Annotated in this window: 28 protein-coding genes and 1 pseudogene; 12 read left to right on the top strand and 17 right to left on the bottom strand. The window is 69.7% G+C overall.

The window, feature by feature from the left end:
• Nucleotides 1-310 precede the first annotated feature (310 nt).
• Nucleotides 311-949 carry a DUF6474 family protein gene (locus QMO76_RS22720; protein WP_306363341.1) on the bottom strand — a complete coding sequence of 213 codons (639 nt, stop codon included), beginning with the start codon at nt 947-949 and terminating at the stop codon, nt 311-313.
• A 209-nt stretch (nt 950-1158) separates the two neighbouring features.
• Here QMO76_RS22720 and QMO76_RS22715 point away from each other — a divergent pair, with 209 nt between their 5' ends.
• The 3 genes from QMO76_RS22715 to QMO76_RS22705 all read left to right on the top strand — a co-directional run bounded on the left by QMO76_RS22715 (nt 1159) and on the right by QMO76_RS22705 (nt 5514).
• Nucleotides 1159-3048, top strand: a complete 1890-nt coding sequence (locus tag QMO76_RS22715; RefSeq protein WP_372342046.1) for a TM0106 family RecB-like putative nuclease — start codon at nt 1159-1161, stop codon at nt 3046-3048.
• Entirely contained in the window at nt 3045-5009 is a 1965-nt protein-coding gene (gene htpG / locus QMO76_RS22710) for a molecular chaperone HtpG (protein ID WP_306363340.1), read from the top strand. Before QMO76_RS22715 ends, htpG begins: the two co-directional genes overlap by 4 nt.
• Nucleotides 5010-5313: 304 nt before the next feature.
• Complete coding sequence (locus tag QMO76_RS22705) at nt 5314-5514, top strand: cold-shock protein (RefSeq protein WP_029930487.1); 201 nt, start codon at nt 5314-5316, stop codon at nt 5512-5514.
• A 131-nt stretch (nt 5515-5645) separates the two neighbouring features.
• Here the strand turns inward: QMO76_RS22705 and QMO76_RS22700 are convergent, their stop codons facing one another.
• A complete protein-coding gene (locus QMO76_RS22700; protein ID WP_306363339.1) occupies nt 5646-6413 on the bottom strand; it encodes an SDR family NAD(P)-dependent oxidoreductase in 768 nt (255 codons plus the stop codon).
• A 154-nt stretch (nt 6414-6567) separates the two neighbouring features.
• Between QMO76_RS22700 and QMO76_RS22695 the strand changes: the two genes are divergently transcribed.
• A complete protein-coding gene (locus tag QMO76_RS22695) occupies nt 6568-7473 on the top strand; it encodes an SDR family NAD(P)-dependent oxidoreductase (RefSeq protein WP_306363338.1) in 906 nt (301 codons plus the stop codon).
• 20 nt (nt 7474-7493) lie between these two features.
• Nucleotides 7494-7709: pseudogene (locus QMO76_RS22690) on the top strand (TetR/AcrR family transcriptional regulator); the annotation flags it as partial.
• Nucleotides 7710-7982: 273 nt separating this feature from the next.
• Here the strand turns inward: QMO76_RS22690 and QMO76_RS22685 are convergent.
• The 6 genes from QMO76_RS22685 to QMO76_RS22660 all read right to left on the bottom strand — a co-directional run bounded on the left by QMO76_RS22685 (nt 7983) and on the right by QMO76_RS22660 (nt 12320).
• Complete coding sequence (locus QMO76_RS22685; protein WP_306363337.1) at nt 7983-8789, bottom strand: TMEM165/GDT1 family protein; 807 nt, start codon at nt 8787-8789, stop codon at nt 7983-7985.
• 292 nt (nt 8790-9081) lie between these two features.
• Nucleotides 9082-9612, bottom strand: a complete 531-nt coding sequence (locus QMO76_RS22680) for a peptidase (protein WP_306363336.1) — start codon at nt 9610-9612, stop codon at nt 9082-9084.
• Between the two features lie 169 nt (nt 9613-9781).
• The gene (locus QMO76_RS22675) at nt 9782-9988 is read right to left on the bottom strand and encodes a hypothetical protein (protein WP_306363335.1); all 207 of its coding nucleotides are present in this window, start codon (nt 9986-9988) and stop codon (nt 9782-9784) included.
• 68 nt (nt 9989-10056) lie between these two features.
• Nucleotides 10057-10821, bottom strand: coding sequence for a glycerophosphodiester phosphodiesterase (locus QMO76_RS22670; RefSeq protein WP_143983335.1), 765 nt, complete (start codon nt 10819-10821; stop codon nt 10057-10059).
• Nucleotides 10818-11924: a DUF4328 domain-containing protein gene (locus QMO76_RS22665; protein WP_306363334.1), complete on the bottom strand. Its 1107-nt coding sequence runs from the start codon at nt 11922-11924 to the stop codon at nt 10818-10820. Before QMO76_RS22665 ends, QMO76_RS22670 begins: the two co-directional genes overlap by 4 nt.
• Nucleotides 11925-11945: 21 nt before the next feature.
• A complete protein-coding gene (locus tag QMO76_RS22660; protein WP_306363333.1) occupies nt 11946-12320 on the bottom strand; it encodes a rhodanese-like domain-containing protein in 375 nt (124 codons plus the stop codon).
• A gap of 282 nt (nt 12321-12602) precedes the next feature.
• On the opposite strand from QMO76_RS22660, the gene QMO76_RS22655 reads away from it, so the two are divergent.
• Entirely contained in the window at nt 12603-13214 is a 612-nt protein-coding gene (locus tag QMO76_RS22655) for a hypothetical protein (protein ID WP_306363332.1), read from the top strand.
• Nucleotides 13215-13229: 15 nt separating this feature from the next.
• Here QMO76_RS22655 and msrA read toward each other — a convergent pair whose 3' ends face one another.
• The gene (msrA, locus tag QMO76_RS22650) at nt 13230-13910 is read right to left on the bottom strand and encodes a peptide-methionine (S)-S-oxide reductase MsrA (protein WP_306363331.1); all 681 of its coding nucleotides are present in this window, start codon (nt 13908-13910) and stop codon (nt 13230-13232) included.
• Between the two features lie 208 nt (nt 13911-14118).
• Between msrA and QMO76_RS22645 the strand changes: the two genes are divergently transcribed.
• From QMO76_RS22645 to QMO76_RS22635, 3 genes are all read left to right on the top strand, one after another.
• Nucleotides 14119-14742: a superoxide dismutase gene (locus tag QMO76_RS22645; protein WP_306363330.1), complete on the top strand. Its 624-nt coding sequence runs from the start codon at nt 14119-14121 to the stop codon at nt 14740-14742.
• A 255-nt stretch (nt 14743-14997) separates the two neighbouring features.
• Nucleotides 14998-15477 (top strand): YcxB family protein, encoded by a 480-nt coding sequence (locus QMO76_RS22640; RefSeq protein ID WP_306363329.1) that lies wholly within the window; start codon nt 14998-15000, stop codon nt 15475-15477.
• A 145-nt stretch (nt 15478-15622) separates the two neighbouring features.
• Nucleotides 15623-16540 carry a DUF5926 family protein gene (locus QMO76_RS22635; protein ID WP_306363328.1) on the top strand — a complete coding sequence of 306 codons (918 nt, stop codon included), beginning with the start codon at nt 15623-15625 and terminating at the stop codon, nt 16538-16540.
• 263 nt (nt 16541-16803) lie between these two features.
• On the opposite strand, the gene QMO76_RS22630 is transcribed toward QMO76_RS22635, so the two are convergent.
• From QMO76_RS22630 to QMO76_RS22615, 4 genes are all read right to left on the bottom strand, one after another.
• Entirely contained in the window at nt 16804-17352 is a 549-nt protein-coding gene (locus QMO76_RS22630; protein WP_306363327.1) for a ferritin, read from the bottom strand.
• A 97-nt stretch (nt 17353-17449) separates the two neighbouring features.
• Complete coding sequence (locus QMO76_RS22625; RefSeq protein ID WP_306363326.1) at nt 17450-18895, bottom strand: LCP family protein; 1446 nt, start codon at nt 18893-18895, stop codon at nt 17450-17452.
• Between the two features lie 64 nt (nt 18896-18959).
• The gene (locus tag QMO76_RS22620) at nt 18960-19748 is read right to left on the bottom strand and encodes a CPBP family intramembrane glutamic endopeptidase (protein ID WP_306363325.1); all 789 of its coding nucleotides are present in this window, start codon (nt 19746-19748) and stop codon (nt 18960-18962) included.
• A gap of 74 nt (nt 19749-19822) precedes the next feature.
• Nucleotides 19823-20608 (bottom strand): DUF2470 domain-containing protein, encoded by a 786-nt coding sequence (locus tag QMO76_RS22615; RefSeq protein WP_306363324.1) that lies wholly within the window; start codon nt 20606-20608, stop codon nt 19823-19825.
• Between the two features lie 104 nt (nt 20609-20712).
• On the opposite strand from QMO76_RS22615, the gene QMO76_RS22610 reads away from it, so the two are divergent.
• From QMO76_RS22610 to QMO76_RS22600, 3 genes are all read left to right on the top strand, one after another.
• Complete coding sequence (locus QMO76_RS22610; protein ID WP_306363323.1) at nt 20713-21147, top strand: hypothetical protein; 435 nt, start codon at nt 20713-20715, stop codon at nt 21145-21147.
• A 285-nt stretch (nt 21148-21432) separates the two neighbouring features.
• Complete coding sequence (gene pheA / locus QMO76_RS22605; protein WP_306363322.1) at nt 21433-22350, top strand: prephenate dehydratase; 918 nt, start codon at nt 21433-21435, stop codon at nt 22348-22350.
• Nucleotides 22347-23009: a histidine phosphatase family protein gene (locus QMO76_RS22600; protein WP_306363321.1), complete on the top strand. Its 663-nt coding sequence runs from the start codon at nt 22347-22349 to the stop codon at nt 23007-23009. The genes pheA and QMO76_RS22600 overlap by 4 nt, the downstream gene beginning before the upstream one ends.
• A 331-nt stretch (nt 23010-23340) precedes the next feature.
• On the opposite strand, the gene QMO76_RS22595 is transcribed toward QMO76_RS22600, so the two are convergent.
• The 4 genes from QMO76_RS22595 to QMO76_RS22580 all read right to left on the bottom strand — a co-directional run bounded on the left by QMO76_RS22595 (nt 23341) and on the right by QMO76_RS22580 (nt 26145).
• Nucleotides 23341-24171, bottom strand: a complete 831-nt coding sequence (locus tag QMO76_RS22595) for an ESX secretion-associated protein EspG (RefSeq protein WP_306363320.1) — start codon at nt 24169-24171, stop codon at nt 23341-23343.
• Nucleotides 24168-25358: a PPE domain-containing protein gene (locus QMO76_RS22590; RefSeq protein ID WP_306363319.1), complete on the bottom strand. Its 1191-nt coding sequence runs from the start codon at nt 25356-25358 to the stop codon at nt 24168-24170. The genes QMO76_RS22595 and QMO76_RS22590 overlap by 4 nt, the downstream gene beginning before the upstream one ends.
• A gap of 9 nt (nt 25359-25367) precedes the next feature.
• The gene (locus QMO76_RS22585; protein WP_306363318.1) at nt 25368-25679 is read right to left on the bottom strand and encodes a PE family protein; all 312 of its coding nucleotides are present in this window, start codon (nt 25677-25679) and stop codon (nt 25368-25370) included.
• 112 nt (nt 25680-25791) lie between these two features.
• Nucleotides 25792-26145: a metallopeptidase family protein gene (locus QMO76_RS22580; protein ID WP_306363317.1), complete on the bottom strand. Its 354-nt coding sequence runs from the start codon at nt 26143-26145 to the stop codon at nt 25792-25794.
• Nucleotides 26146-26153 lie beyond the last annotated feature (8 nt).

Raw genomic sequence — 26153 nt, 5'->3', positions numbered from 1 at the left:
GTCCCGGTCCGACGCGCATCCGGTGCGGTTCGTGCTGCCGTGCGGGTGATTGCGTACCGTGCGCGAGCGGTCCCGGTCCGACGCGCATCCGGTGCGGTTCGTGCTGCCGTGCAGGCGATTGCGCACCGTGGCCGAACCGCCCCGGTCCGAGGCACACGGTAACCGGTCGCATCGGTTCCGAGCCCGCGCGCGGAGGCGGTGGGCAGGCCGAGCGGGCGTGTCCCCCTTCGGGTTTGCGTGACCGCCCGGTCCCGCCGGGCATATCGCCTCGGCGGTCGGTACGGCCACGGTTCGGCATCGCAGGGCGGGGTCAGCGCACGCCGAGGCGTGCGAGCACGTCCGACTCGACGCCGGACAGTTCATTGGAGATGGAGGCGTGCACCGCGCGGCGGCGCTGCACGGGCATCTGGTCGGCGGTGCGCACGGCGGCGGTCAGGCTGTCCAGGCGGTCGCGGGTGGCGCTGGCGAACTTCTTGGTGTCCCCGGCGGTGTCCTTGGCCTCCAGCTCACCGAGCGTGGTCTCCACATTGGCGATGCGCGCCCGCAGTTTCGCGCCCGGCCCGGAGAATTCGCTGAGCTGATCCAGCCCGATCCCCAGCTGCTGCGCCCGCCGATTGTCGAGCTGGCCGCGCACGAAGGTCGCACCGCGGTAGGCCAGGGGCGCCAGCACCGGCACCAGGATCCGCGCCACGCCGAGGGCCTTGCGCACCTGCGCCGCGCTGAACAGCTCGCGGTCGGCCCGCGCCGCCACCTTGAGCGCCGCCTTCTTCTCCGCCTCGAGCGCCGCGATCTGCGCCTTGGCCACCTTCTCCTGGGTGCGCATCTCGGCCCGGTTCCGCTTGCGCTCGTTCTTCGCCCCGAGCTTGGCCTCGATCGCCGCCTTGTGCTTGAGGGCCTTCGCCTCCGCTCGGCGGCTGACCCGCTTCTTGCGCTTGGTGAACAACCCCATAGAACGGCCTCCGTCACGCTGGTTCGCCATGGCGGCACAGGCCGGGGAATTCGCCCGTCCGCCCATGTCACACGGTTTGCCGCCCACCCTAGCCGGTCCACCCCCGCGACCGTGACCGTGATGCCCGTTTACCGCCGCCGGTGGTGACGACCGCGCCGGGGAGGGGCGGGCGGCGGGCGGTGTCGGGGGTTCACGCCATACTGCTATGCGTGGATTCGGGCATTGGCGACCGGGTGGGTCGCGACAGACACGGCGCAGCCGACGATCGGCGACCGGCCGATACGGCGGCGGCCGTGGGGTCCGATTCGCCTGGGCCGACGGCCGATTCCGCTACTCGGCGGGTGCCCTTCATCGACGCGCGGGCGCTGATCGGCTGCCGCCACCGGCTGCATCTGGACGCGCTGTACCCGGGCGCGATGGCGGGCGTGGCCGAGGACGCGGGCGTGAAGCAGCGCCGGGAGGCGGCGCAGGCGCATCGGGAGAATGTGCGCGACACGCTGATCGCGGCCGATCCGGCCCGCTGGGTGGTCATCGACCCGACCCGCTCGGCCGCGCAGCGCGCCGCGGCCACCATGGCGGCGTGCGCGGCGGGCGTCGACCGCATCTGGGGCGCGCTGCTGCCGCAGGAACCCGACACCGGCCGCCGCGGCGGCTGCGAAATCCTGTGGCGGGACACCGATCGCGGCGGCTACATCCCGATCATCGTGGTGAACCACAAGGTCACCGATCCGCGCCAGCCGGATCCGGCCGACTACCACCCCACCACCAGCGACCTGCACCGGTGGAATCCCAAGCCGGACAAGCACGTCCGCACCCGCCCGCAGCAGCGCGACCAGCAGCGGCTGGCGCACCTCTACCGCATGTTGCAGCGCCACGGCTACGCCAGCCCCGCCCTGGTCGGCGGCGCCATCGGCTATCACTTCGACCGCATCCTGGTGCACGACCTCGGCCCCGTCCTGGACGACTACGACCAGCGCTACGCCGACCGCATCGCCGTGGTGCGGGGGGAGCTGCCGACCATCCCGTCGAAGGTGCCCGAGTGCCGCCAGTGCCCGTGGTGGACCCGCACCGCCCCGGCGGCCCCGGATCCGAGCGCTGCGGCGACGGCCGCCCGCGACACCGCCGCCCGCGCCGAACCCACGCCCGCCAACGGCGCGGCGACCCGACCCGCACCGGTCCCGGTGACCTCGGCCGAGACCGCCGACCCGGTGGCCGTGGACGCCCTCGACGGCGCGTGCGAGAAGTGGCTCATCGCCCACCGCGATATCAGCCTGGTCGCGCCCGGCTCGCGCGCCGAGGTGCTGCGCCGCCACGGCGTCGACACCATCGACGATCTGGCCGGCTGGACCGGCGACGATCCGGACGACTGGCAGTACGAGCCGTTCACCGAGACCGTGGTCACCGCCCGCGCCTGGGCCACCGGCGCACCCCTGGTCCGCCGGGTCGACCGGGTCACGGTGCGGCGCGCGGACGTCGAGGTGGACGTGGACCTGGAGAGCTTCCAGGAGCACGGCGCCTACCTGTGGGGCACCCTGCTCGACGGCGTCTACCGTCCGTTCGTCACCTGGGATCCGCTGCCGACCCCGGACGAGGGCCGCTCCTTCGCCGAGTTCTGGAACTGGCTGATGGGCGTGCGCGCCGAGGCGAAGGACAGCGGCAGAACCTTTGCCGCCTACTGCTATTCCCGCACCGCCGAGGACAAGTGGCTCTACGAGTCGGCCCGCCGCTTCGCCGGACGGCCGGGCATCCCGACCGAGAAGCAGATCCAGCAGTTCGTCGACGGCCCGGACTGGGTGGACATGTTCCAGGCCGTGTCCGAGCAGTTCATCTGCCCGAACGGCAAGGGCCTCAAGAAGATCGCCCCCGTCGCCGGTTTCGCCTGGCGCGATCCGGAGGCCGGTGGCGAGGCCTCCATGAGCTGGTATCGCCTGGCCGTCGGCTACGAGGGCGATCCGGATCTGTCGCAGCGCACCCGCATTCTCGAATACAACGAGGACGACGTGCTGGCCACGAAGATCCTGCGGGATTGGATGACCGATCGCGCGGATGCGGAGGTTCCCTCCATCGCCGATTTCGCTCGTCGTACCATCACGACGTGACCGATCACGTCGAACAACTGGAGTTTCAGGCCGAGACGCATCAGCTGCTGGAGCTGATGATCCACTCGGTCTATTCGAACAAGGACACCTTCCTGCGGGAACTGATCTCGAATGCCTCCGATGCTCTCGACAAGCTGAGGCTCGAGTCGTTCCGCGACAAGGATTTGACCGCCGACACCTCCGACCTGCACATCGAACTCGAGGTGGACCGGGACAACCGGGTGCTGACCGTGCGTGACAACGGCATCGGCATGTCTCGTGCCGAGGTCGTGGATCTGATCGGCACCCTCGCCAAGTCCGGCACGGCGGAGCTGCGCAAGCAACTGCTGGAGGCCAAGAAGTCGCAGACCGAGGCGGAGGAGCTGATCGGCCAGTTCGGCATCGGCTTCTACTCGACCTTCATGGTGGCCGACAGGGTCACCCTCACCACCCGCAAGGCGGGCGAGACCGGCGGCACCCGCTGGGAGTCGAGCGCGGGCAGCTCCACCTACACCATCGAGGAGCTGGACGAGGCCCCGCAGGGCACGGCGGTGTCACTGCACCTCAAGCCGGTCGACGAGGACGATCATCTCTTCGACTACACGCAGGAGTGGAAGCTCCGCGAGATCGTCCGCAAGTACTCGGATTTCATCGCCTGGCCCATCCGCATGGATGTCGAGCGGACCGTCACCGAGGGTGAGGGTGAGGAGAAGACCGAGAAGCAGATCACCGAGACCCAGACGCTGAACTCCCAGAAAGCCCTGTGGACCCGGCCCAAGAGCGAGGTGTCCGAGGAGGAGTACAAGGAGTTCTACAAGCACGTCTCGCACGCCTGGGACGATCCGCTCGAGATCATCCCGATGAAGGCCGAGGGCACCTTCGAGTACCAGGCACTGCTGTTCATCCCGTCGCACGCGCCGTTCGACCTGTTCGCGCGCGAGCACAAGCGCGGTGTGCAGCTGTATGTGCGCCGGGTGTTCATCATGGACAACTGCGAAGAGCTGATGCCGGAGTATCTGCGCTTCGTCAAGGGCGTGGTGGACGCGCAGGATCTGTCGCTGAACGTCTCGCGCGAGATCCTGCAGCAGGACCGCCAGATCCGGGCCATCCGCAAGCGGCTGGTCAAGAAGGTGCTGTCCACGGTCAAGGACATGAAGGCGGCCGGGCAGGCCGAGGACGGGGACGCCGCCAAGTACGAGACGTTCTGGAAGGAATTCGGCCGGGTCGTCAAGGAGGGTCTGCTCTCCGACACCGACAACCGCGAGACCATCCTGAGCATCGCCTCGTTCGCCTCCACCCACTCCGAGACCGAGCCCACCTCGCTGGCGGAGTACGTGGAGCGCATGTCCGACGGCCAGTCCGCGATCTACTACCTGACCGGCGAGTCCCGCCAGCAGATCGAGAACTCCCCGCATATGGAGGCGTTCCGGGCCAAGGGCATCGAGGTGCTGGTGCTCACCGACCCGGTGGACGAGATGTGGGTCGGCGCGGTGCCGGAGTTCGACGGCAAGCCGTTCCAGTCCATCGCCAAGGGTGAGGTGGATCTGGAGACCGAGGAGGAGAAGAAGGAGTCCGAGGCCCTGCGCGAGCAGCAGGAGAAGGATTTCGCCGATGTGCTGAAGTGGCTGGGGGAGACCCTGGCCGAGGAGGTCAAGGAGGTGCGCCTGACCAACCGGCTCACCACCTCGCCCGCCTGCGTCGTGGGTGACGTGTTCGACTTCACCCCGATGCTGGAGCGCATGTACCGCGCCTCCGGGCAGGACCTGCCGCACACCAAGCGCATTCTGGAGCTGAACCCGACGCACCCGTTGGTGACGGGTCTGCGCGATGCCTTCGCGCAGCGTTCGGCGGAGGACAGCTCGGATCTGGCCGAGACCGCCGAACTGCTGTACGGCACCGCGGTGCTGGCCGAGGGCGGCGAGCTGAAGGATCCGGCGCAGTTCGCCCGCATCCTGGCCGAACGGCTCACCCGTACGGTCTGACCTGGAGGGGAGTGTCCGCGGGGGCGGGCACTCCCACCAGAAACACGATCAGTGGTCTGTTATGCGTGCCGGGCCGTTTTTGTGACCATCGACATGTTTAGGCGGTTTCGGGAACCCGCCTTCGTAGCGTACGTTGTACTTCTTGGTCGTTGGTTTTTCGTGTTCATGCTTGACACATGCTCGCGCGGAACATTGTGCGGGCGTCGCTTCTCTTGGCATCCAAGTAGCAAGTCGCCGTCTGAATCGACCCGGTCGCCGTGACCGCGGCGACCGTTATATAAGAACACCCTGTCAGGAGAAGGTAATGGTTCAGGGCACCGTCAAGTGGTTCAACGCGGAGAAGGGCTACGGCTTCATCTCGCGCGAGGGTGGCCCCGACGTTTTCGTCCACTACTCGGAGATCGAAGGCACCGGCTACCGCGGCCTCGAAGAGGGCGAGCAGGTTTCGTTCGAGATCACCGAGGGCAAGAAGGGGCCGCAGGCCTCCGCTGTGCGCAAGCACTGAGACATATAGCGCTTGGATAGGCTTGGAATATTCGAGCTCCGACCTCGAAGACCAAGGCCCGCACCGGATTCCGGTGCGGGCCTTGTGGTTTCCAGGTGCCGGTGTGGGGGCGAAGCCCCCACGACACAGCGTCAGCGCGGCGCCATGCGCAGCGCGCCGTCCATGCGGAAGGTCTCGCCGTTCAGGTAGTCGTGCTCGGCGATGTACTGCGCCAGCTGCGCGTACTCGTCGGGGCGGCCCAGCCGCGACGGGAAGGGGACGCCCGCCTCGAGGCCCTTGCGGTACTCCTCGGTGACGCCGGCGAGCATCGGGGTGTCGATGATGCCGGGCGCGATGGTGTTGACGCGAATGCCGAACTGCGCCAGGTCGCGGGCGGCCGGAATGGTCATACCGGCCACGCCGCCCTTGGAGGCGGAGTAGGCGATCTGGCCGATCTGCCCCTCGAACGCCGCCACCGAGGCGGTGTTGATGACGACGCCGCGCTGGCCGTACTCGTCGACCGGCTCGGTCTTGGCCATGGCCTCGGCGGCCAGGCGCATGACATTGAAGGAGCCGAGCAGGTTCACGGTGATGACCGTGCGGAACAGCTCCAGATCGTGCGGTCCGTTCTTGGACAGGATGCGGCCCGCCCAGCCCACACCGGCGCAGTTGACGACGATGCGCAGCGGCACGCCGGACTCGACGACCTGGGTGACCGCGGCGGCCACCTCGTCACCGCTGGTGACGTCGGTCGGGATCAGGGTGACACCGGCGGGCACGCTGTCCCCGGCGCGCTCGATCGATTGCGGCAGGTCGAGCCCGAAGACGGTGGCGCCCAGGTCGGCGAAGCGCTTGGCGGTCGCGGCGCCCAGACCGGACGCGCCTCCGGTGACAATTGCGGCGGAGCCCGAAATCTCCACGGTGATTGGTCCTCTCCAACGGTGGACGGCCTCTCGCTGGCCTTCCGTCAATAGCACGATAACGGTGGGCCGCAGCGCGGCTGCGACGGGTCCGGGAGTGGGCCGCAGGTCTGGTTTGCGAACATCGCTGTTCGTTGAGTGGTACGGTCAGCCCATGAACGCCCGCTCGGCCCGTTGGCTGCGTCCCTTCGGTCCGTCCCCTTCCATCGCGGGACGCCGGATTCTCATCACCGGCGCGGCGCGGGGGATAGGGGCCGCGCTCGCCCGCCAACTGCACGCGAACGGCGCACGGGTCGCCCTGCTGGGCATCGAGCAGGATCTGCTGGCCCAGGTGGCCGCCGACTGCGGCGACGCCCCGTGGCGGTACTGCGACATCGGCGACCCGACCCAGGTCGAACGGGTGATCACCTCCCTGGTCGGCGAACTCGGCGGACTGGACGCCGTGGTCGCCAATGCCGGTATCGCCCGGCAGCTGCCCCTCATCGGCGGCGATCCGGCGGTATTGGAGGAGACGCTCACCGTCAACGTGCTCGGCGTGTACTACACGCTGCGCGCGGCCGGACCGCATATCGCCCACGCGGGCGGCTACGCGCTGCTGGTGTCGTCGCTGGCGGCGGCCATCCATCTCCCCCTGGCGGGGGCGTACAGCGCCTCCAAGGCCGCGGTCGACGCGCTCGGCAACACGCTGCGGATCGAATTGCGGCACACCGGAGCTCGCGTCGGCATCGCCTACTTCGCCGAACTCGACACCGAGATGACCGGGCGCGGGTTCGGCACCGAGGCCGCGTACGCCATCCTGGGCCGCGACACCGTCTCGAACGTGGCCCCGCTGGGCCCGGCCATCGACGGTCTGGAACGCGCGCTGGCACGCCGATCGCGGCGGGTCGTGTCACCCTATTGGGTGGGTCCGCTGCTGTGGTTCCGCGGCATCGGGCAGTGGACCGTGGATACGGCGCTGCGGTCGGGTGTCGCACCCGGTGTGGAGATCGCCCGCGCCGAGGTGGCGCCCTACACGACCGACCAGCCCGCCCGCCCCCGCCGCCTGCGGCGACCCGCCTGAACACGCACGACGGAGACCGTATGACCGACTCGGCAGTCACCGCCCGCCTGCCCCGCGGCCGCCACGGCCTGCCCCGCGAGACCGTGGTGCGCGCCCAGCGCGACCGCATCCTGCTCGCCATGGCCGAGGCGATGGCCGAGAACGGCTATGTCGGCACGCCGGTGGCGGCCATCATCAAGCGCGCCGGGGTCTCCCGCGAGACCTTCTACGAGCAGTTCCGCTCCAAGGAGGACTGCTTCGAGGCCGCCTTCGAACGTGCGGTGGAGCTGTTGCTCGCCGGCATCCTCGACGCCACCGGCCGCAGTCCCGAGGGGGAAACCCAGCGGCAGCGGTTGGAGCGGCTGCTCGCCTCCTACCTGGACGGACTGTCCGCGCATCCCGCCTACGCCCGGCTGTTCCTGGTCGAGGTCTACGCGGTCGGCAGCGAGGCCATCCACCGCCGCACCAGCCTGCAGGAGACCTTCGTCGCCATCGTCGGCGATGTGCTGGGCGCGGAAACCGACCAGCAGCTATTCGCCTGCCAGACCCTGGTTGCGGCCCTGAGCTCCATGGTCACCGCGTGTATCGCCACCGACGACATCGAGGGACTGCACGACCTGCGGGAGCCCATACTCGAACTGGTCGCCCGCAGCGGAGACCTGTTCGGCACGCCGCTGGCGGCGCAGGAACAGCAGCACGAGCCCGGCCAGGACGGGTAGCCCGGCGGCGGCGAGCGCGGTGGCCGCGGGACCCATCCGGGTCACGGTCCCCAGCAGCGTCAGCGCGCCGAAGTAGAGGAAAAGCAGGCCCGAGCAGGTGGCGATGGCGCGCTCCGGAATATGCCTGCCCACGGTCACGCCGATGGCGATGGCCAGTCCGCCCGCCGCCACCATGCCGGCCACCGAGCCGATCCACACCGCCAGCCAGCCCCGGTCGGTGGCGAGCGCCATGGTCGCGAACATGGTGCGGTCGCCCAGCTCGGCGAGCATGAACGCGGACAGCACCACGAAGAACGCCGAGCGTGACGTGGGCCGGGTGGTCGCCGTGCCGGATTCCTCCGCGGCCGGTGCGGGCAGCACGTCGCGCAGCGTCCACAGACCAACGGCCAGGAAGATGGCGGCGGCGAGCAGCGAGATCAACTCGGTCGGCAGCGCCGCGCCGAGGAAGTGGCCCACCCCGACGGCCATCAGGTTCACCGCCACGCTCGCGGTGGCGATCGCGCTCAGCACCACCCACCAGCGGTAGCGCAGCGCGAATGTCAGCGCCATGAGTTGCGATTTGTCGCCGAGTTCGGCGAGGAACAGTGCGCCGAAACTCAGCAACACGGTGGTGATCATCGTTCAGGCTCCCAGGGCTCCGGCCTGTCGGCTGAACGACACAGAGCCTTCAGCCGACACCGCACCGGTAATTCGGATCGGTTGTCATCGGCCGAAGGTCTCGCCCACCGGAATTCCGGTTCCCGCAGCCGGATCCGCGACGGGACCAGTATGTCGACTGCGCGATTGGGGGCTACTCCCCTTCGCTGTCGGCCACTCTACCCCGGCAAACCGCCCGCCGCCAACCCGGAGTAATCGAAATCGCAATGCGCGCAATAAGTTTGGGAGTCCTGCCCGGTGGTTTCGGGAACCCTCACGCGGCCAGCAGCATGGCCAGAACCGCGGTGTCGGGATCGCTGATCGGATCGACGCCCACACGCGAAACCATGGAGGTCACCACGCCGTCGCAATCGGTCTCCACCCAGGCCGCGCGATGTTCCAGCCCCAGATGCGGCACCCCCGGCAGCAGCACGCAGCCCGACGCCGCGCCCGCCAGCTCGGGCAGCGAGGGCCGCGTCTCGCGCGGTGGATGCAGCATGAGCAGGGCCGATGGCACATGTTCGGCAAACCGACCCGGCTGCACCGCCTCCTCGCCGAGCACCGGCCCCTCGGCCAGCACCAATCCCACGGTTCCCGGTTCCGGATCGTCGGGGAGGTCATCGCGGGTGCCGAAGACCATGCTGGTCGGCAGCAGCCCCGGCAGGCTCGCCACCCGCACCGCCAGCACCAGCAGCTGCGCCCACTCCTTGGTGGAGTCCGGCCACCGCCCCGAGATGAGGAAGCCGCGCAGCGACCCGCGCGCCTGGAATGGCGTGACGCCGATGTGGTCGTCGTTCGTATGCATCTCTGCCTCCCGAGATTCCGAAATCGGGGCGGCCCTGCCCGTCCTACCAGTAGGGATACCCAGGTTGCCCGGGAAATGAACTGGCACACAAGTACCAGAGAGTGCTAGCAGACGGGTCCGCCGACGAGTAACGGCCGGTTCCCTGCGCATCGGTGGCGGTCCCGACGGTCTACGCGCGCTCGCGCGGCCCCGCGTCGGCGCGGCGTGCCCGCAGCGCGGCGATGCCCAGTTCGCCGAGGATCAGGCCCACCGGCACCGATACCAGGATGACGCCGACGCCCTGCCAGCCGAAGCCGAAGATCAGCACCGCCGCGACGGCAAGCGCGCCCGACACGGTCGCGGCCGCCTCGACGAGAAATGTTCGCAGCCTGCGCATTTCGTGCTCCTCCCCGAGGTCGCTCCGCCGTACCGCCAGCGTCGTGGGGCGCGAGGCCACGGCACGGGCTAGACGGTCAGCAGGCCCTTGGTGCGGCCCGGGTGGTTGGTCGCCACCCAGCTGACGCCGAGGTCGGCGCAGAGTTGGACGTCGTCGGCGTCGTCGACGGTCCAGCAGTAGGTGGCGCGGCCCGCGGCGGCGGCCTTGTCGACCAGGTCGGGGTGCTCGCGCAGGGTACGCACCGAGGGGCCGACGGCGGTCGCGCCCACCGTGGTGGCCGCGCCGCCGGACAGGTAGAGCGACGACTCGCCGAGCAGGACCGTCGGGAGCAACGGCGCGGCGCGGCGGATGCGCCAGACCGCGGTCGCGGCGAAGGACATGACCACCGCGCGGGAATGGTCGGCGGAGGCGGGGGTGGCGATGCCGTAGCGCTGCAATTCGTTCAGCAGCGTGGTCTCCACCAGCGCGCCGTACCGGACCGGATGCTTGGTCTCGATGAAGAGTTTGGTGGGGCGGCTCTTCCAGTCCAGCACCAGCTCGATGAGCTGGGCGAGGGTGAGCACGGCGGCGGGCTCGCCGTCCGCCCCGAAGTCGAGGGCCTCGAGTTCGGCGAGGGTCATCTCGCTGACCGCGCCGGTGCCGGAGGAGGTGCGGTCGACCGTGCGGTCGTGCACGCACACCAGCTGGCCGTCCTTGGTCAGTCGCACATCGCATTCGACGCCGTCGGCGCCCTCCTGGAGTGCGAGTTCGTACGCGGCGAGGGTGTGTTCGGGTTTCGCCGCCGATGCGCCCCGATGCGCGACCACGAACGGCGCACGACTGTCCCGGCTCACTTCGCCAATACCTCCTCATGCTCGAATTCCGGCGAACCGTCCGGGTTTTGGGGCTCACCGGCCGGTGCACTCACGGTGGCCTCATCATTCCCGACGGTGGCGCGCGGCGCGCGTTCGGCGGACCCGCCCGGCCGTACCGGCTCGATGACGGGTTCGGCCGGGGCCGTCGCCACGGTCCACCGGTGCGTGGCCTGCGGGCGTCCGAGCACATCCAGCCCCTCGCAGCCGCGCATCACCCAGAGCGTCAGCACGGCCACGCCCGCGGCGATCAGGTCGGTGACGGCGGTCCACAACACGCCGTCGGCCTCGGCCTGCAGCGAATCCGGCAGCCGCCACAGCAGCGCGCCGAACACCATGAGGGCATTGACGATCCAGACGCCCCACCAGATCCGGACGGCCCGAAGCAGCCGCGGATCCGCGCGCCGGCGTGCCACCTCGGTGAGGAAGACGCCGGGCCACAGCAGATTCGCGACCGGGACCAGGCAGCCCAGCGCCAGCATGAGCGGCGACCGCGGATCGCGTTGTCCGGCTCGGGCGTACGCGGCGCGCCGCAGATCGGCGAGCCGCCCGACCACGGCGACCGCGCTCACCAGCGCCAGCAGCAGGGCGGCCAGGGCGGTGGTGTAGACGAGCGCGTCGGAGAGCGCCAGCAGCCACGGTTCGATGAGCCGGGTGCGGTTGCGCAGCAGGATGCCGTAGCGGCCCAGTTCGGCGAGACCGGCGGCGAAGAAGAGACCGGCGGTCACGGTCAGCAGCAGCGGTACGCGGGCGGCGAGCCGGTCCAGCCGCCCGGTCGGCCCGACGGCGGGCCGCGGCGGCACGTCGCGCAGCCCCCAGCGTGGAATCCGGGTGTAGTGCGGGGTCTCCCATGAGCCGGAGCGGCGCGGGACGGGCGCGGGGCTCTTGCGGCGGCCGGGCGGCCGGGCGACCCACCGGTAGTTGCGGCGGGCGGGAGGGGCGTCGACGGGTGCGGGCGAGAGCAGCACGCCGCGGCAGCGCGGGCACCAGTGCAGCGGAGTGCCCTGCACGGCCCAGCGCGCGCCGCAGCGGGCGCAGGGCTGCACCACCTGCGATCGCGCCGGCGATCGCGGAACGGAACTCACCGGACGGGTCCCCCCTTTCATCTAGTAGATCTTCGCCTGTTGCTCGTCGTCACCGGTGAGCGGACGGCCCGCCTGCTGCCAGGCGACCATGCCGCCGGAGACGTGCAGCACCTCGTAGCCGATGTGCTCGAGGTACTGGGCCACCTGGATGGAGCGGCCGCCCTGGCGGCAGATCACGTACACCTGGGCGTCGATATCGATTTCGTCGGTGCGCGCCGGGACGTCGACCATGGGGATGTGCATGGCGCCCGGTGCGTGGCCGAGCCGCCACTCGTCGGGCTCGCGGACGTCGAGCAGGAGGGCGGGCACGCTGTCGGTCGTGCCCCACGGCTCGGCGACGTCGAACTCCGCGGGCACGGCGTCGATCGGTACCGAGGGTATGTCGGGGCTCGTCACCCTGTCGATCCTGCCACGGGGGCGCGGCGGCGGGGGAGTTCCATTCCGGTCGAGCGGCAGGTTATCCACATAATCCACAACCTGATCCACAGGTCGAGACCTGTCCGGAATGTCCGGCCGAGCGCCCCGGTAGGTCCCCTCCACGTGCCGGAGCGTTCGGCCGGACATCTTCTTGGACGCACCGCCGGGCCGATCGGTTCCCTGCGGAACCGTATAAAACGACAACACTGCACAAAAACGAAAATCCCCGGTTCACGCAGGCACTTTCGGTAGCCTCGGACCATGGATACGAGCAGGGGGCTACTCGACTCACTGGACACCAACGGACTCAACACCGCCCTGTCCGAGGCGACCTGCCTCGGTATGCAGGTCGAACCAGCAAATGCTCGGCTACGGCTCGAGCTCGATGTGCTGACCTTGCCGCTCGACGGGCCGCCGCCCGCCGACTGCGCGGTTTTCCTCACCTTCTCCGGCGTCAGCCGGGTCGCCGCCTCCTTCCGCTGCCAGCAGTGGGACGCCCTGGAGCCGGAGATTCTGCCCGCCACCCTCGAGACGCTCGGGGACGCGGTGCGCAGCTTCGGCGGCGGTGCACTGCACGGCTGGGAATTCTTCGATCTCGACGACAGCAGCTGGGCGCTGTGGCGGGAACTGCTCAGCTTCGACACCGTGCTCGGTGCGACCGAGGGCGCGCACATCTTCGAGTTCTCCCAGGAGGAGGGCATCGACCCGCGCGAACTCGATATCCGCGTGTGGTTCGACCGGGTGGGCATCCAGGACTGCCACGGGCGCGAGATCCCGGTCGCGGATTTCATCGCGGGCGGCCTGCGGTGGTGGGAAGCGCACGACAAGTGCGATCCCCGCACCATGCGACCGGATATCGTCCCGGCGCTGTAGCCCGGCGCGACGTCCCTACGCGCCCGGGCCGCCCGGGCACCGCACGCCGGTGCCGTGGTCGGGGCAGTAGCCGCCGGGGTTCTTCGCCAGATACTGCTGGTGGTAGCCCTCGGCGTAGTAGAACGCGGACAGATCCGGCAGCGCGGCGATCTCGGTGGTGATGCTGCCGAATCCGGCCGCGGTGAGACGTTCCTGGTACGCCGCCGCGGTCTCGTGCGCGGTGTCGCGCTGTCCGTCGTCGAGAGTCAGCACGGCCGAGCGATATTGGGTGCCGCGGTCGTTGCCCTGTCGCATGCCCTGGGTCGGATCGTGGTTCTCCCAGAACCGCCGCAGGATGCCCGCGTAGTCGACGACCTCGGGGTCGTACGCGACCAACACCGCCTCGGTATGCCCCGTGCGCCCCGAACACACTTCCTCGTAGGTGGCGTTGGGCGTATAGCCCCCGGCGTATCCGACGGCGGTGCTGTACACGCCGTCGTGCAGCCAGTAGCCGCGCTCCGCGCCCCAGAAGCAGCCCATGGCCACCACCGCGACCTCCGTGCCCGCCGGGAACGGAGGTTTCAGCGGATGCCCGTTGACGACATGCCGCTCCGGGACGACCAGCGGCTCGGGACGGCCGGGCAACGCCTGCTCCGGCGTCACCGGCGCGGCCTGCGGCAGTCGTATGCGGGCTACGAGCTCGTCGTACCACGACATGGGTTCGATGCTACGGCAGCCGTCCCGGCCCCGAGCGGGGCCTGTTTGTGCCCGTGCTGGGCGGGCACCGTCCACTTGCTGGGATTATCGACCGGCGCCGGAATCAGGGGGGAGCGCCCCCGGTTGCAACCGAGCGGGTGTACGAATGATGGTTGGGTGCGCTCTACACACCGAGGGCACACGGCCCCGACACTGAGGAAGGGACATCGTGGCTGAGTACACGCTGCCAGATCTGGATTACGACTACAGCGCCCTGGAGCCCCACATCTCCGGGCAGATCAACGAACTGCATCACTCGAAGCACCACGCCGCCTATGTCGCGGGCGCGAACACCGCGCTCGAGAAGCTGGAGGAGGCCCGCGAGAAGGGCGACCACGGCGCGATCTTCCTGTACGAGAAGAACCTGGCCTTCCACCTGGGTGGCCACGTGAACCACTCCATCTGGTGGAAGAACCTCTCCCCCAACGGTGGCGACAAGCCGGTCGGCGACCTGGCCGCCGCCATTGACGACCAGTTCGGTTCGTTCGACAAGTTCCGCGCGCAGTTCACCGCCGCGGCCAACGGTCTGCAGGGCTCCGGCTGGGCCGTCCTGGGTTACGACACCCTGGGCCAGAAGCTGCTGACCTTCCAGCTGTACGACCAGCAGGCCAACGTCCCGCTGGGCATCATCCCGCTGCTGCAGGTCGACATGTGGGAGCACGCCTTCTACCTGCAGTACAAGAACGTCAAGGCCGACTACGTGACCGCGTTCTGGAACGTCGTCAACTGGGAGGACGTGCAGGAGCGCTTCGCCCGCGCCGTCTCCCAGGGCAAGGGCCTCATCTTCGGCTGAGCCGACCCGCAGTGAGGTGCGAGGCCCGCGAACCGCTTCCGGTTCGCGGGCCTTCGCGTCATGCCCTCGCGTGGGGGTGTGATGGTCGGTTGCAGGTGAGCGGCCGAGGTCGTGATCGAACGGCGGTGACCCGCAGACGACCGGATTGTGCCGTGTCGTCGCGGTTGTTGTCCGTCGTAGCCGCAGCACGCACCAGAGATACCGATTGGTCTGTCTGGGTGGGTCCTGTGGCGCTCGCCGACTTACGATGCGGTGGTGCAGATTTCCATGTGGGTGCCTTACGAAGAGGAGCGGCTGCGCCGCACCATCCGCTTCGTCATGCGGCATCAGTTGAACATGTGGCGGGTCGGGGGCGTGGTGATCGTCCTGCTCGGCCTCTTCATGCTGATGTTGGACTCGACAGATTCGATCGGCTACGTCTTCACCGGCATCGGCCTCGCGTTCGTATTCGTGGTCGGCCGCGCCACGGTCGCCTGGACGCTGCGAATGCAGGCCGGTGCCGTCAAGGACGGATGTCAGATGGCGATCAGCGACGAGTGGTTAACGGTGGCCAACTCGCTCGTGGAGTCGCGGATTCGTTGGGCCGCGTTCGGTCGGGTCATCGAGACACCCGAAGTCTGGTACATCATGTTCGGCAAGCTGCAAGCGGTCGCGGTCCCGAAGGAGCTGATGACCGACGAGCAGCGAGCGACGTTCACGGCGTTCGTGAACGGTTTGCAACCCACCACGAGGTAGCTGGCGCTTGCTCTCCATGCCGGAAATCTCCCGGAACCGCTGCTGAACCCCGCGGATTCCGAGGGATCGGCAGGGAACGGTCAGGAAGTGCAAATGAGCAGGTCAAAGCGGGGATGTGTACCCCGTCCTGCTACGCTCCCGCCTCATGGGTAAGAGCAAGCGCAACAGTCCCAAGCCGGGGAGCAATCGGCAGGCGAAGCTGGCCGAGCGTCGGGCGGCGCAGGAGCGGGCGGCGTCGGTGGTGACGCGGCCGTTCGCGGGCTTGGCCGCGGAATGCGATCTGGTGGCGCTACGGGAGTTCGTGCCGTCGGCGACCGCCACGCTGAAGCTGTCGGCGAATGTCGCCGCCGAACGTCCCGTCACTCTCGCGACCGTGCTGCCGGGTGCGGTGTCGGCGCTGGTGCGCGCCGGGGACGAGCCGTCCGGATTCGTGGGTGTGCAGGTGCAGTTCCAGTCCGGTGACCCGGCCGCGGATCTGGCCGCCGCGATTCTGTGGACCCAGTCGGCGGAGCCGGGGGAGTCGCTGGCCGCCACCAGTGCCGACGGCGCGCCGAGCCTGGCCGAGGTGCTGGATCCGGGTGCGGCACTGGATCTGACGGTGCATCAGGACTTCAACTGGTGGGTGCCGGCGGGGGTCACCCCGGATCCGCAGGTGGCCGCCACCATCGAGCAGGCGAACCAGGCCATCATGCCGTCGGCGCGGCTGGAGCTGGGCGGGGACGCCATCGGCGCGGCCTGGTGGGTGGATGCCGGTGAGAAGGCGCATCTGCGCTGGGTGCGCCCGGAGGACGAGGACGCCTTGATGCTGGCCCTGGCCCGCCTGCACGCGGCCGGGAACCTGCACCTGGGCGAGGGTTCGCGGTTCGCGGGCTCGTTCCGGACCCACGGGCTGCTGGTGCCGGTCTTCGATCTGGACCGCGAACGGCACGCCAGCGAATGGGTGCCGGGTGCAACGGAATTCGGTGCGCGGCTGGCCGAGGCGCTGGCGGTGGACGAACCGCTGACGAGTGCGGAGCGCCGCTCGCGGGATGGTCTGCGTTCGCGTCAGGTCACCTTGCGCTGACTCGCGAAGTTTCCTCGGGAATTTTTTGAAAAACCCTCATTTCTAACCTGGCTCTCGGTTAGGTTCTCATCACCCCGGAAGGTCGGGGGCGGTGAGAACCTTCTCGCCGAAGCAAGAGATGAGGAAAACCATGGACGCGATTCTCGAAATCATCACCGGTCTGCTCGGCTCCCTCAGCGCCGAGTGATCGATCTCCCCCCGGGAGATGAACGGCAGGCCCGGTCCAGCGCAAGGGACCGGGCCTGCCGTACTCGGGGACCGCTTTACAGATGACCGCCCGCGGTGGACGGCGCACCGGATGCGTCCGAGGGCGAACTCATCTCGCGCGCGACGAAATTCTCCAGGTCGAACAGATTCGCGGCGGCCCGCTCGGCGACATTGACGAGGGTCTTCATGTGCGCGACCTCCTCGACCTGCTCCTTCAGGAACCACTGCATGAACTGTTCACCCAAGTAATCCCCCTCTTCCCGGGCGGTGCTGGCGAGCTGGACGATCTGCTCGGTAACCGCCTGCTCCTGGGAGAGCGCGAGCTGCAGCGCTTCCTTCGCATTGGCGAACTGCGCCTTCGGGGCGTCGACGTCGGACAATTCGACGTTGATATCCCGATCGAGGAAGTACTGCACGATCATCATCGCGTGATTGCGCTCTTCGACGGCCTGCTTGTAGAAATGCTTGGCCAGCACGGGCAGATCGGCATTGTCGAACCACACCGCCATTGCGATGTACTGGTGTTCGGCGTTGAATTCGTTACGGATCTGGTCGTGCAGCAGGGCGTGGAACTTGCTGCGTTGGGTCTTGGCGTGGCTGGACATAGACATGACATTAACCCTGGTCACAGCGCCTGTCATCCAAGTGCAGCCTTATTGAGGACGGCCTTATTGAGGCAAGTATTGCCTCACCAAGGATGACCTAAATGCCCGGTGTCAGAAGCTCATCGGGAATCGGTTCGTCGGCCGCCAAAGCCTCGAAGAACTGCGACGCTTTCGCTGTGTCCCAGAGCAGCACATTGCCGCTCGCGGTATCGGTGAAGCCGCCGATCGGCACCGTGGTGGCCGCCGGATCATCCCGCAGCGCCCAGCCCAGACGTGCTACATCCCACACGTGCGCACCCTGATCCACCTTCAGCGACTTCGTCGTATCCCGCAGCAGCGGCCACGCCCGGAACGGATTGACGAGAGTGCTCGTCGCGGTGGCCTTCTTCAGCAGCGCCGCCATGAACATCCGCTGGTTGTTCATGCGATCGAGGTCGGCCAGCGCGGTGGCGCGGCTGCGCACGAATCCCAGTGCCTGCGCGCCGTTCAGCCGCTGGCACCCGGCGGACAGGTCGATTCCGGCCAGCGGATCGTCGATGGGATTCGGCAGGCACATGTCGATACCGCCGACCGCGTCCACCACGTCGGCGAAGCCGCCGAACCCGATCTGCGCGTAATGGTCGATGTGCACGCCGGTCGCGATCTCCACGGTCTGCGTGAGCAATCGCGGACCGCCGAAGGCGAACGCGGCGTTGAGCTTGTCCCGGCCGTAGCCCGGAACGCTCACATACGAATCGCGCGGCAGGCTCACCAGGGTCGGCGGCCCGGAGCGCGGAATGTGCACCAGGATGATGGTGTCGGTGCGCTCCGACCCGACCTCTCCGCCGGTCGCCAACTCCTGTTCGCGCTCGGGGGTCAGCCCGGCGCGGCTGTCGGAACCGACCAGCAGCCAATTGGTCCCGGGCGTGTCGCCCACCCGATCGTCGTAATCCGCGATGGCGTCGATGCGGATCAGATTGTTCTCCACATAGAACACGGCCGCGATGGGCAGGCTCACCAGCAGTACGAGCAGCGCCAGCAGCCAGCGACCCCAATGCCGCTTGCGTTTCGGCCGCCGCGGTGGGGGCGCGCCGCGGCCACGCTTGGCGCGCGGTGGCGAGGCGGGCGGTGGCGGGGAGGCTTCGCGATGGCGCACCGGGCGTTGGGTCGGCGCGTGGGTGGGCGCACCCGCGTCGGGGGTGCGCCGCGGCTGCCGCGGTGGTGGCTGCTTCGTCGGCGGCACCTGGGACCAGGCCAGCGCGGGTTCGGGCTCGTTGCGTGGCCCGCGGCGGGTGGGGCCGCCGGGTGGATCGCGCCGGTCCTCGGGACGCGAACCACGCGGTTGTCGCCGCGGTGGCTGCTGGCCCGGTGGCTGCTGGCCCGGAGGCTGCTGCCGCGCAGCGGGCTGTCGCCGGGGCGGTTGTCGCCGCGGTGGTTGTGCCGGACTGCCCCAGCGGGCCTCGCCGGGGTGGGGTTGCCGCGGATATGCCGGAGATTCGCCTGCCCCGCGCGGCGGCGACTCCCGGCGCATCCGTGCATCATGCCGGGGGTCGTCGCCGTTCATCACCTGAGACTGTACTTATCCGCGTCCGAAAGCGGTTCATCTCGAGGTGGTCACGTCGAGGTGATCACGGCAGCCAGGAGACGTGTCCGCGCAGGAAGGTGTAGCCGATATAGGCCACCGTGTCGATCAGCGCGTGCGCCAGCAGCAGCGGCCACAGCCGCCCGGTCCGCTGCCAGTAGCGGCCGAAGATCACACCCATCACCAGGTTCCCGATACCGCCGCCGAGACCCTGATACAGGTGATAGCTGCCTCGAAGCAGCGCCGAGGCCACCAGCGACCTGTTCTCCGACCAGCCCAGCGCGCGCAATCGCGTGATCAGATAGGCGACCACGAGAATCTCCTCGGCCGCCGAATTCGCCCACGCCGACAGCACCAGCACCGGCAGCCGCCACCAATGCTCCAGCGAACTCGGCACGATGGTCACGCTCACCCCGAGCGCATGCGCCACCAGGTACAGCGCCAGCCCGGGGATTCCGATCACCGCCGTCAGCGCCAGTCCCGGCAGCACGTCGGCGCGCCAGCGCAGGCGCAGCAGGCCGAGGGCGCGCGGCCCGATTCCGCTGCGCCACAGCAGATACAGGCCCAGTGCCGCCCAGCCCAGCAGCCGCGCCACGCTCAACAGCTGGAACAGCAGATCGATCAGCGACTGCGCGGCGCGCGGCGCGTTCAACGCCACCGTCCGGCCCCCGACCCCGCCCGGTGACAGCGCGCTTTCCAGCAGTGACAGCGCCGCGCTCGCCCCGCTCAGCCCGAAGGTGACGACCAGCACGACGGCGATCTCGAGTCGTATCGCCCGCTTCTCCTGATCGGAGGCGGGCGCTGGCCACAGGGGTGCGGATGCGGCGGGAACCATGGGGCAAATCTATGCGCGTCGGCGCGCGATGTCGGTCGACCGCCGCCGCCGACGCCGTGACCGGGTGCGCGGTGTCAGTCGATGGTGCGCCGCAGGCGTGCGGCCGAGGAGCGCATGGCACAGCCCGCGAGCGCGCGTACGGCTCGGCTGAGCGCGTCGACATCGTCGGCGGGATGGTCGAAGGGCAGGCGGACATCGTGGTCCCGGTCGACGGCCTCGATGCGCAGGGTGATGCCGTAGCGGTCGATGGCGAGCGGGTGGATGTGCCCGCGGCGCAGGTGGGCGGGAATGCGACGGGCCAGTTGCGCGATGACGTCGGCGTGGTCGGCCTGCATGTGCTGCAGCCAGGCCGCCTCCATGCCGCAGAAGGGGTCGGGGCGGGCGGCGCGCAGTCCGTCGCGGCACACCGATTCGGCGCCGGTGGTGTCGGCGACCACGGCGGAGTCGACCACCAGGCGCAGCAGGGTGGAGGTGTGGCCGACGTCGAGCAGGTTGGGGTGCGGATGGTCCTCGGCGACGTGGGCGGCCAGGGCGCGCTGGGCGTGGGCGGGCACGGCGCGCACCCAGCCGCGCAGCCAGACCAGCGCGCGCACCGGTTCGCGCAGGCGCAGGGGGGCGTGGTCGGTGAGTTCGAGGACGGCGGGGGAGCCGGTGTTGCCGGAGTTGGCGATGAGCATGGCGGCCGTGGAGGTCATGGGTACGGCGATGACGGCATCCCCGCACTGCCGGAGCAGATGCACCGCGGTGGGGATGGGGTCCAGGCCGGGCAGGGCCAGCATGGCCTGTTCGGCATGGGCGCAGGCGCTGTGCACACGTTCGGCGGTATTGGGGGCGACAGCGGCCGGTGCCGGGTGGGGCATACACACCTCCAGGAAGAATTAGGTAAACCTAAGCTAAGTGACGTAGGTCGCCAATGCAAGCGGGAACTTGCCACCGACGGCGTGGCGGCCGCTACCGTGAGCCGGTGTCGCACGATTCGCCCGCACCCGAGCCGATCCCGCTGACCCTGTCGGTGCCGCCGCGCCCCGAACGCGGCCTGATCGAGGAGCTGGTGCGGCCGGTCGGCGTCGTGCATCCCGAGATCGAGATATTGGATCTGACGGCCTCCGACGCGGCCGTCGCCGAATTCCTGGTGCGCGTCGCCCACTCCGACTCCGGGTTCGTGGCCCGCACCGACTCCGGGGAGCGTGCGGTCGGCATCGTCGCGGCAACCGTGGCCGCGCTCATGGGCGAGGACATCCCGAGCGCGCTGGCGAACCCCGCTATCCCCTTCCTGACCGGCCTGCAACCGGCCGCCGTCGCGGCGCTTCGCGAGGTGCTGCTCGCCATCGAGACAGCGGACTGCGACGCGGTGACGGACGCGCTCGCGGTGCTGAACCGGGGAGCCGCGACCGCCTGAGCCTCCCTCGGCCGTCGCGTTTCGGCGCGAACGGGCTGGTGCGAGCCGCCCGGCCGACGACCGAGCCGCTCCGGACGCGGCCTGCCGCAATCCGCGACCGAGCGACCCGGACACCGGGGTCACCCGGCTACTCGGACGTCCGAGCGACCCGGCTGTTCGGACGCGGTGTGCCCCGACCCCGCGACCGTGGCGCGCGGGTCGCGGCTGTCCCGAGGGTGTCCGGTGCGCTACCCCCCGACCGGCAATCGGTGAAGTGCGGGCGCGTACGCAAGTAATCTCGTTAACGTGCCGCGCATCGCCTACTTCGGGCCGTCGGGAACCTTCACCGAGATGGCCCTCGCGAAACTCGAGTCCGCCGGAGCCTTCGACGGGCCGGTCGAGCGCGTCCCCGCATCCAGTCAAGGGGCGGCCATCGAACTCGTCCGGGCCGGGGACGCGGTGGCCGCGGTGGTGCCCATCGAGAGTTCCGTGGAGGGGTCGATCGCGCCGACCCTGGACGCGCTCGCGGTCGGACCGCGCCTGCAGATCATCGCCGAGACCGAACTCGACGTGGCCTTCACGATCCTGGGCCGCCCGGGTATCGAGCTGGCGCAGGTGCGCACGATCGCGGCCTATCCGGTGGCGGCGGCGCAGGTGCGGATGTGGCTGGCGCACCGGATGCCGGACGCGCGGCCCTACACCTCCGCCTCCAATGCCGCGGCCGCCGAGGATGTGGCGAACGGGCACGCCGACGCGGCCGTGTCCACCGCGTTGGCGGGGGAGCGGCTCGGCCTGGCGGTGCTCGCCGACGGCGTGGCCGACCACGATCAGGCCGTCACCCGCTTCGTCCTGGTGAGCCGCCCGCAGGCCGCGCCGCGCCGGACCGGCGCGGACCGCACCTCCATCGTGCTGGAACTGGCCAACAAACCGGGTTCGCTCATGCGCGCTTTCGCGGAATTCGCCACGCGGGGAATCGATCTCACGCGCATCGAATCCCGGCCCACCCGGACCGGCATGGGCACCTACCGGTTCTACCTGGACTGCGTCGGACATATCGACGACACCGCGGTCGCCGAGGCGCTCAAGGCGCTGCACCGCACCGCCGCCCGGATCCGCTACCTGGGGTCCTGGCCCGCGACCTCGGCGACCGGCGCACCGCCGCCGCCGGACGAACCCGCGGCGGCCTGGCTTGCCGATCTGAAGAAGGGGGTGGCGGACCTGTGACGGGCAAACTCATCCTGGTGCGGCACGGGGAGACCGAGGGCAATGTCGCCAAGATCCTCGACACCAAGGTGCCGGGCCTACCGCTCACCGAACGCGGTGTGGCGCAGGCGAAGACCTTCGGCTCCACACTGGCGGTGCCGCCGCGGCGGCTGTTCTCCTCCGAGGCGTTGCGCGCCCGCCAGACCGGCGGCTACATCGAGGAGGCCACCGGCGTCGGCCTCGAAGTACTGGCCGACCTGCAGGAGGTGCAGCTCGGTGAGCTGGAGGGCTCGAATTCGACTGCCGCGCACCTGATCTTCCAGGGCATCTACCACAAATGGCATGCGGGCGACCTGTCCGCCCGCGTGCCCGGCGGCGAGTCCGGCCACGACGTGCTCTCCCGCTACGTCCCCACCCTGGAACAGCTACGCGCGGAGTACCTCACGAGCGCCGACTCCACCGATATCGTGGTGGTCAGCCACGGGGCCGCCATGCGCCTGGTGTCCCGCGAACTCACCGGCATCCCGAGACTTTTCGCGGCCAACAATCACCTCGACAACACCGAGACCATCGAACTGCTGCCCACCCCGGACGGCGGCTGGACCTGCACCCGCTGGGGCCGCTACACCCCGCCCTTCGGCGAGAACACGTCTCCCACCGGCGACGACCCCATGGGTTGACCATCCCGCCGATCGGAGTCGGAGGCGGAGGGGCCGCGCCTCCGGCATCCGGTGTGCAACCGCATCCGCAGCTGCGCCGCCACCGGATAGGCCGCGACAGCGACGAGGCCGATGCCCGTCCTGTGGTCACCCGGCACCGAGGGGTCGGCGGCAGGGGTGACGGTGCCGCCGTGCCGTGTCGAGTCCTGGTGGTTGATCGGAAACGGCGGGCGGTTCATGCGCCCGGTGGTCATACCGCCGCGGTTGTCTCGCACCGGCGGTGAGTCCCGGCCACGTCGGAGCACCCTGTGTCGGCGGTGAGGAGTCGGACCGGCCACCGTCCCCCCGCGATTCAGCTCGGCATGCCCGGGGGCCGGAACTCCTGGCGCAGCGGCAGATCCGCCATGAGGTGCGCGAGCGCGGCGCGGAAGCGGGCCGGGGTGCCGGTGCTGAGGGCGGTCCACTTCACGCCGTCGTCGGCCGGGCTCGCGGTGGCGAGGAAGCGGCCGTGCCGGGTGTTGAAGACGGCGATGTGATCGGGGGTGACATCGCGGGTGCCGTCGCCGTGGACCACGGCGACGATCTCGGCGTAGGAGTGCACCTGCACCAGCGCCGCGGCGAGAGCGGCGGCGTCTCGGGGTGGATTGACCACGCGGGCAAGGCGTTCGGCCGTGGCGGCGGCGTCGCTGGTGTCGTCGAAGATGGGGACCAGATCCGCCGTGGGCGCGTTCATCCCCTCCAATTCCAGCGGTTCGGCGGGGCCGAGGGCGGCCATGATGGTGCCGGGCAGGTCGTGGCCCGCCTGGTCGATGACATAGGAGTGCGGACCGCGCAGGGCGATCACCGCGATGTCGTCGCCCTTGGCGAGGCAGAGGCGATGGATCGACGCGCCCACGTACCAGCGTGCGGCCACCTCCCAGTGCGGCCGGTTCAGCACTCGAAGCCGTTCGGCCAGTTCGGGATGCACCTCGTCACCGGCGAGCAGGCCGCGGTCGGCAAGCTCGGCGGCGGCCGCCGCCATGGCGCGGTCGTGCTCGGCGGCGGTGTCGTAGCGGCCCATGGTGTCCAGCACCACCGGCATGTCGTCGAGCGCCGAGGTCTCCAGCAGGCACTGCATCTCGTCCAGCGACAGGGTGACCGCCCCCAGCAGGGACGGTCCGCGCCCCGCGCCGAGCACGGTCACTCGGCGGCCTCCGGCGCGGCTCCGATGACGGCGGGCGCGATGACGCGGCCGTCGGCGAAATGGTCGGCCGAGCGGCCGTAGCCGCTGCTGTCCCGGGTCTGCTCCTCGTCGTCGCGGGCCTGATTGCCCAGCAGCGGACTGCCGGCGGTATTCGAGCGCACGGGCGCGGCGGCCTCCGTACGGGCGGCGGCGGCCGGGTCGCCGACCGGTGCGGCAGCGGTCGGCGCGCCCGCACCGAATCCGGATCCCGCACCCCAGCCCTCCGGCACGCGCAGACTGCCCGCGCCATTGCCGATGCTCACGGTGCCGCCGCCCCCGCCGAAGGACACCGCGTGCGTCGCCGCGGCCATACCGCCGATGCCGACCGCCGCGGCGGCTCCGCCCCCGGCCGTCACCGGCATCGAGTTCACACCGTTCCCGGCCTGGATCGCATTGCCCACGGCGGAGATCGCCGTGCCCGCCACATTGCCCGCCGTGCTCACGCCGGTGGTCGCCGCGCTTCCGGCGAACTGCGTGGCCTGCGAGACCGCGCTCATCACCCCGGGGTTGTTGGCGAGCGCGGTCGCCGCGGCCAGCGCCGTTTGCACCGGATTGCCGCTGTCGCCGAACGACTGCGCGGCGGCGGCCGGGTCGGCCGATCCCGCGCCCATGGCGATGGGCGGCGGCATCAGGAATTCACCGGGTGTGGTGACGATGGCGGTGGTTGCGGCCTCGTAGGTCTCCATGACCAGCGCGGCCCGGATGTCCAGGGCCAGTTTGGCGGCCTCGGCGGCCTGCGCGCTGCCGTTGAGCGCGCCGCCGGTGGAGTGCGCGGCGATCCGCGCCGCCTCCACGGCCGCGATCTCCGGCAGGCTCGGCATGGCGATGGACGCCACGGTGTACGCGGTGGCGTTGGCGGCGGTCTTGGCGGCCAGGGTCGCGGCCATCACGCCCTGCTGTTCGGCCCATACCGTGAATCCGCCGAGCCGTCCCAGCACATTGAGTCCGTTGATGCCCTGCAACCCGACGCCGATCTCGGCCATGACCCGGGCCACGGTGGTGGTGGCGTCCACCCAGGCGGCCGTGATGGCGCTCCACGAGGTGGAGGCGGCGGCGATCGGAATGGCGTGCGCGCCCGCATTGAGCGTGACCGAGTTGACCTCGGCCATGCGCGGCAGCCAGAACACCCCGGTGATTCCCAGCGTCATCGGTTCCCCCTACACCGGGATCGAGGCGATGCCGACCGCGCGGATGGCGTCCTGCGCGAGGTACTGGGCGAGTTGGCCGCGTAGCGTCGCGGCGGCGTGGTGCAGTTCCAGCACACCTTGCGCGATCGCGCGGTCATGGCTCAGCGCGGCGTGGTTGAAGTGTCCGGCCGCGAGCAGCGACACCTCTTCGGTGCCGGACGGTAGGACATGCGTGGTCGGTCCGGCCGCGGTGGCGACCGCCGCCAACCGCTCGGCCAGCAGATCGAGTTCGGCGGCCGCCGCGAGGACGACCTCCGGCTGCACGAGGACGTGGCCAACCATGCTCGAGCGCTCCTTCCGCCAGCTGCCCCCGGAGACCCGACGGCCCCCTACGAGAGATTGGACGCACCGCGGGCGCTATCGGTTCCAGCAAATCTGGAGCACACCTACGGCGTCAGCCCCATCCCAGCTGATGGAGGCGGTCGTCGTCAATCCCGAAATAGTGCGCTATCTCGTGAATCACTGTGATCGCCACCTCCTCCACCACCTCTTCTTCGGTGTGGCACATGTCCAGGATGGCCTCGCGGTAGACGGTGATGGTGTCCGGCAATGCGCCGCCGTAGTGGCTGAAGTCCCGATCGGTGAGGGCAATCCCGTGGTACAGCCCGAGCAGATGCGGATCCTCGGCGCTGCGCGCTTCGATGAGAATCACCACATTGTCGATGGCCTTGGCCAGTTCGGGCGGAATCAGGTCCAGGGCGTCGCCGACGAGTTCCTCGAAACGGTCGTCGGACATGGTTACCGGCATGCGCTACC

The sequence above is a fragment of the Nocardia sp. CC227C genome, from assembly GCF_030767025.1.
GTDB lineage: Bacteria > Actinomycetota > Actinomycetes > Mycobacteriales > Mycobacteriaceae > Nocardia.
Note: the sequence above shows the minus strand (reverse complement) of the source record. Positions and strands in the feature narration are given on the sequence as shown.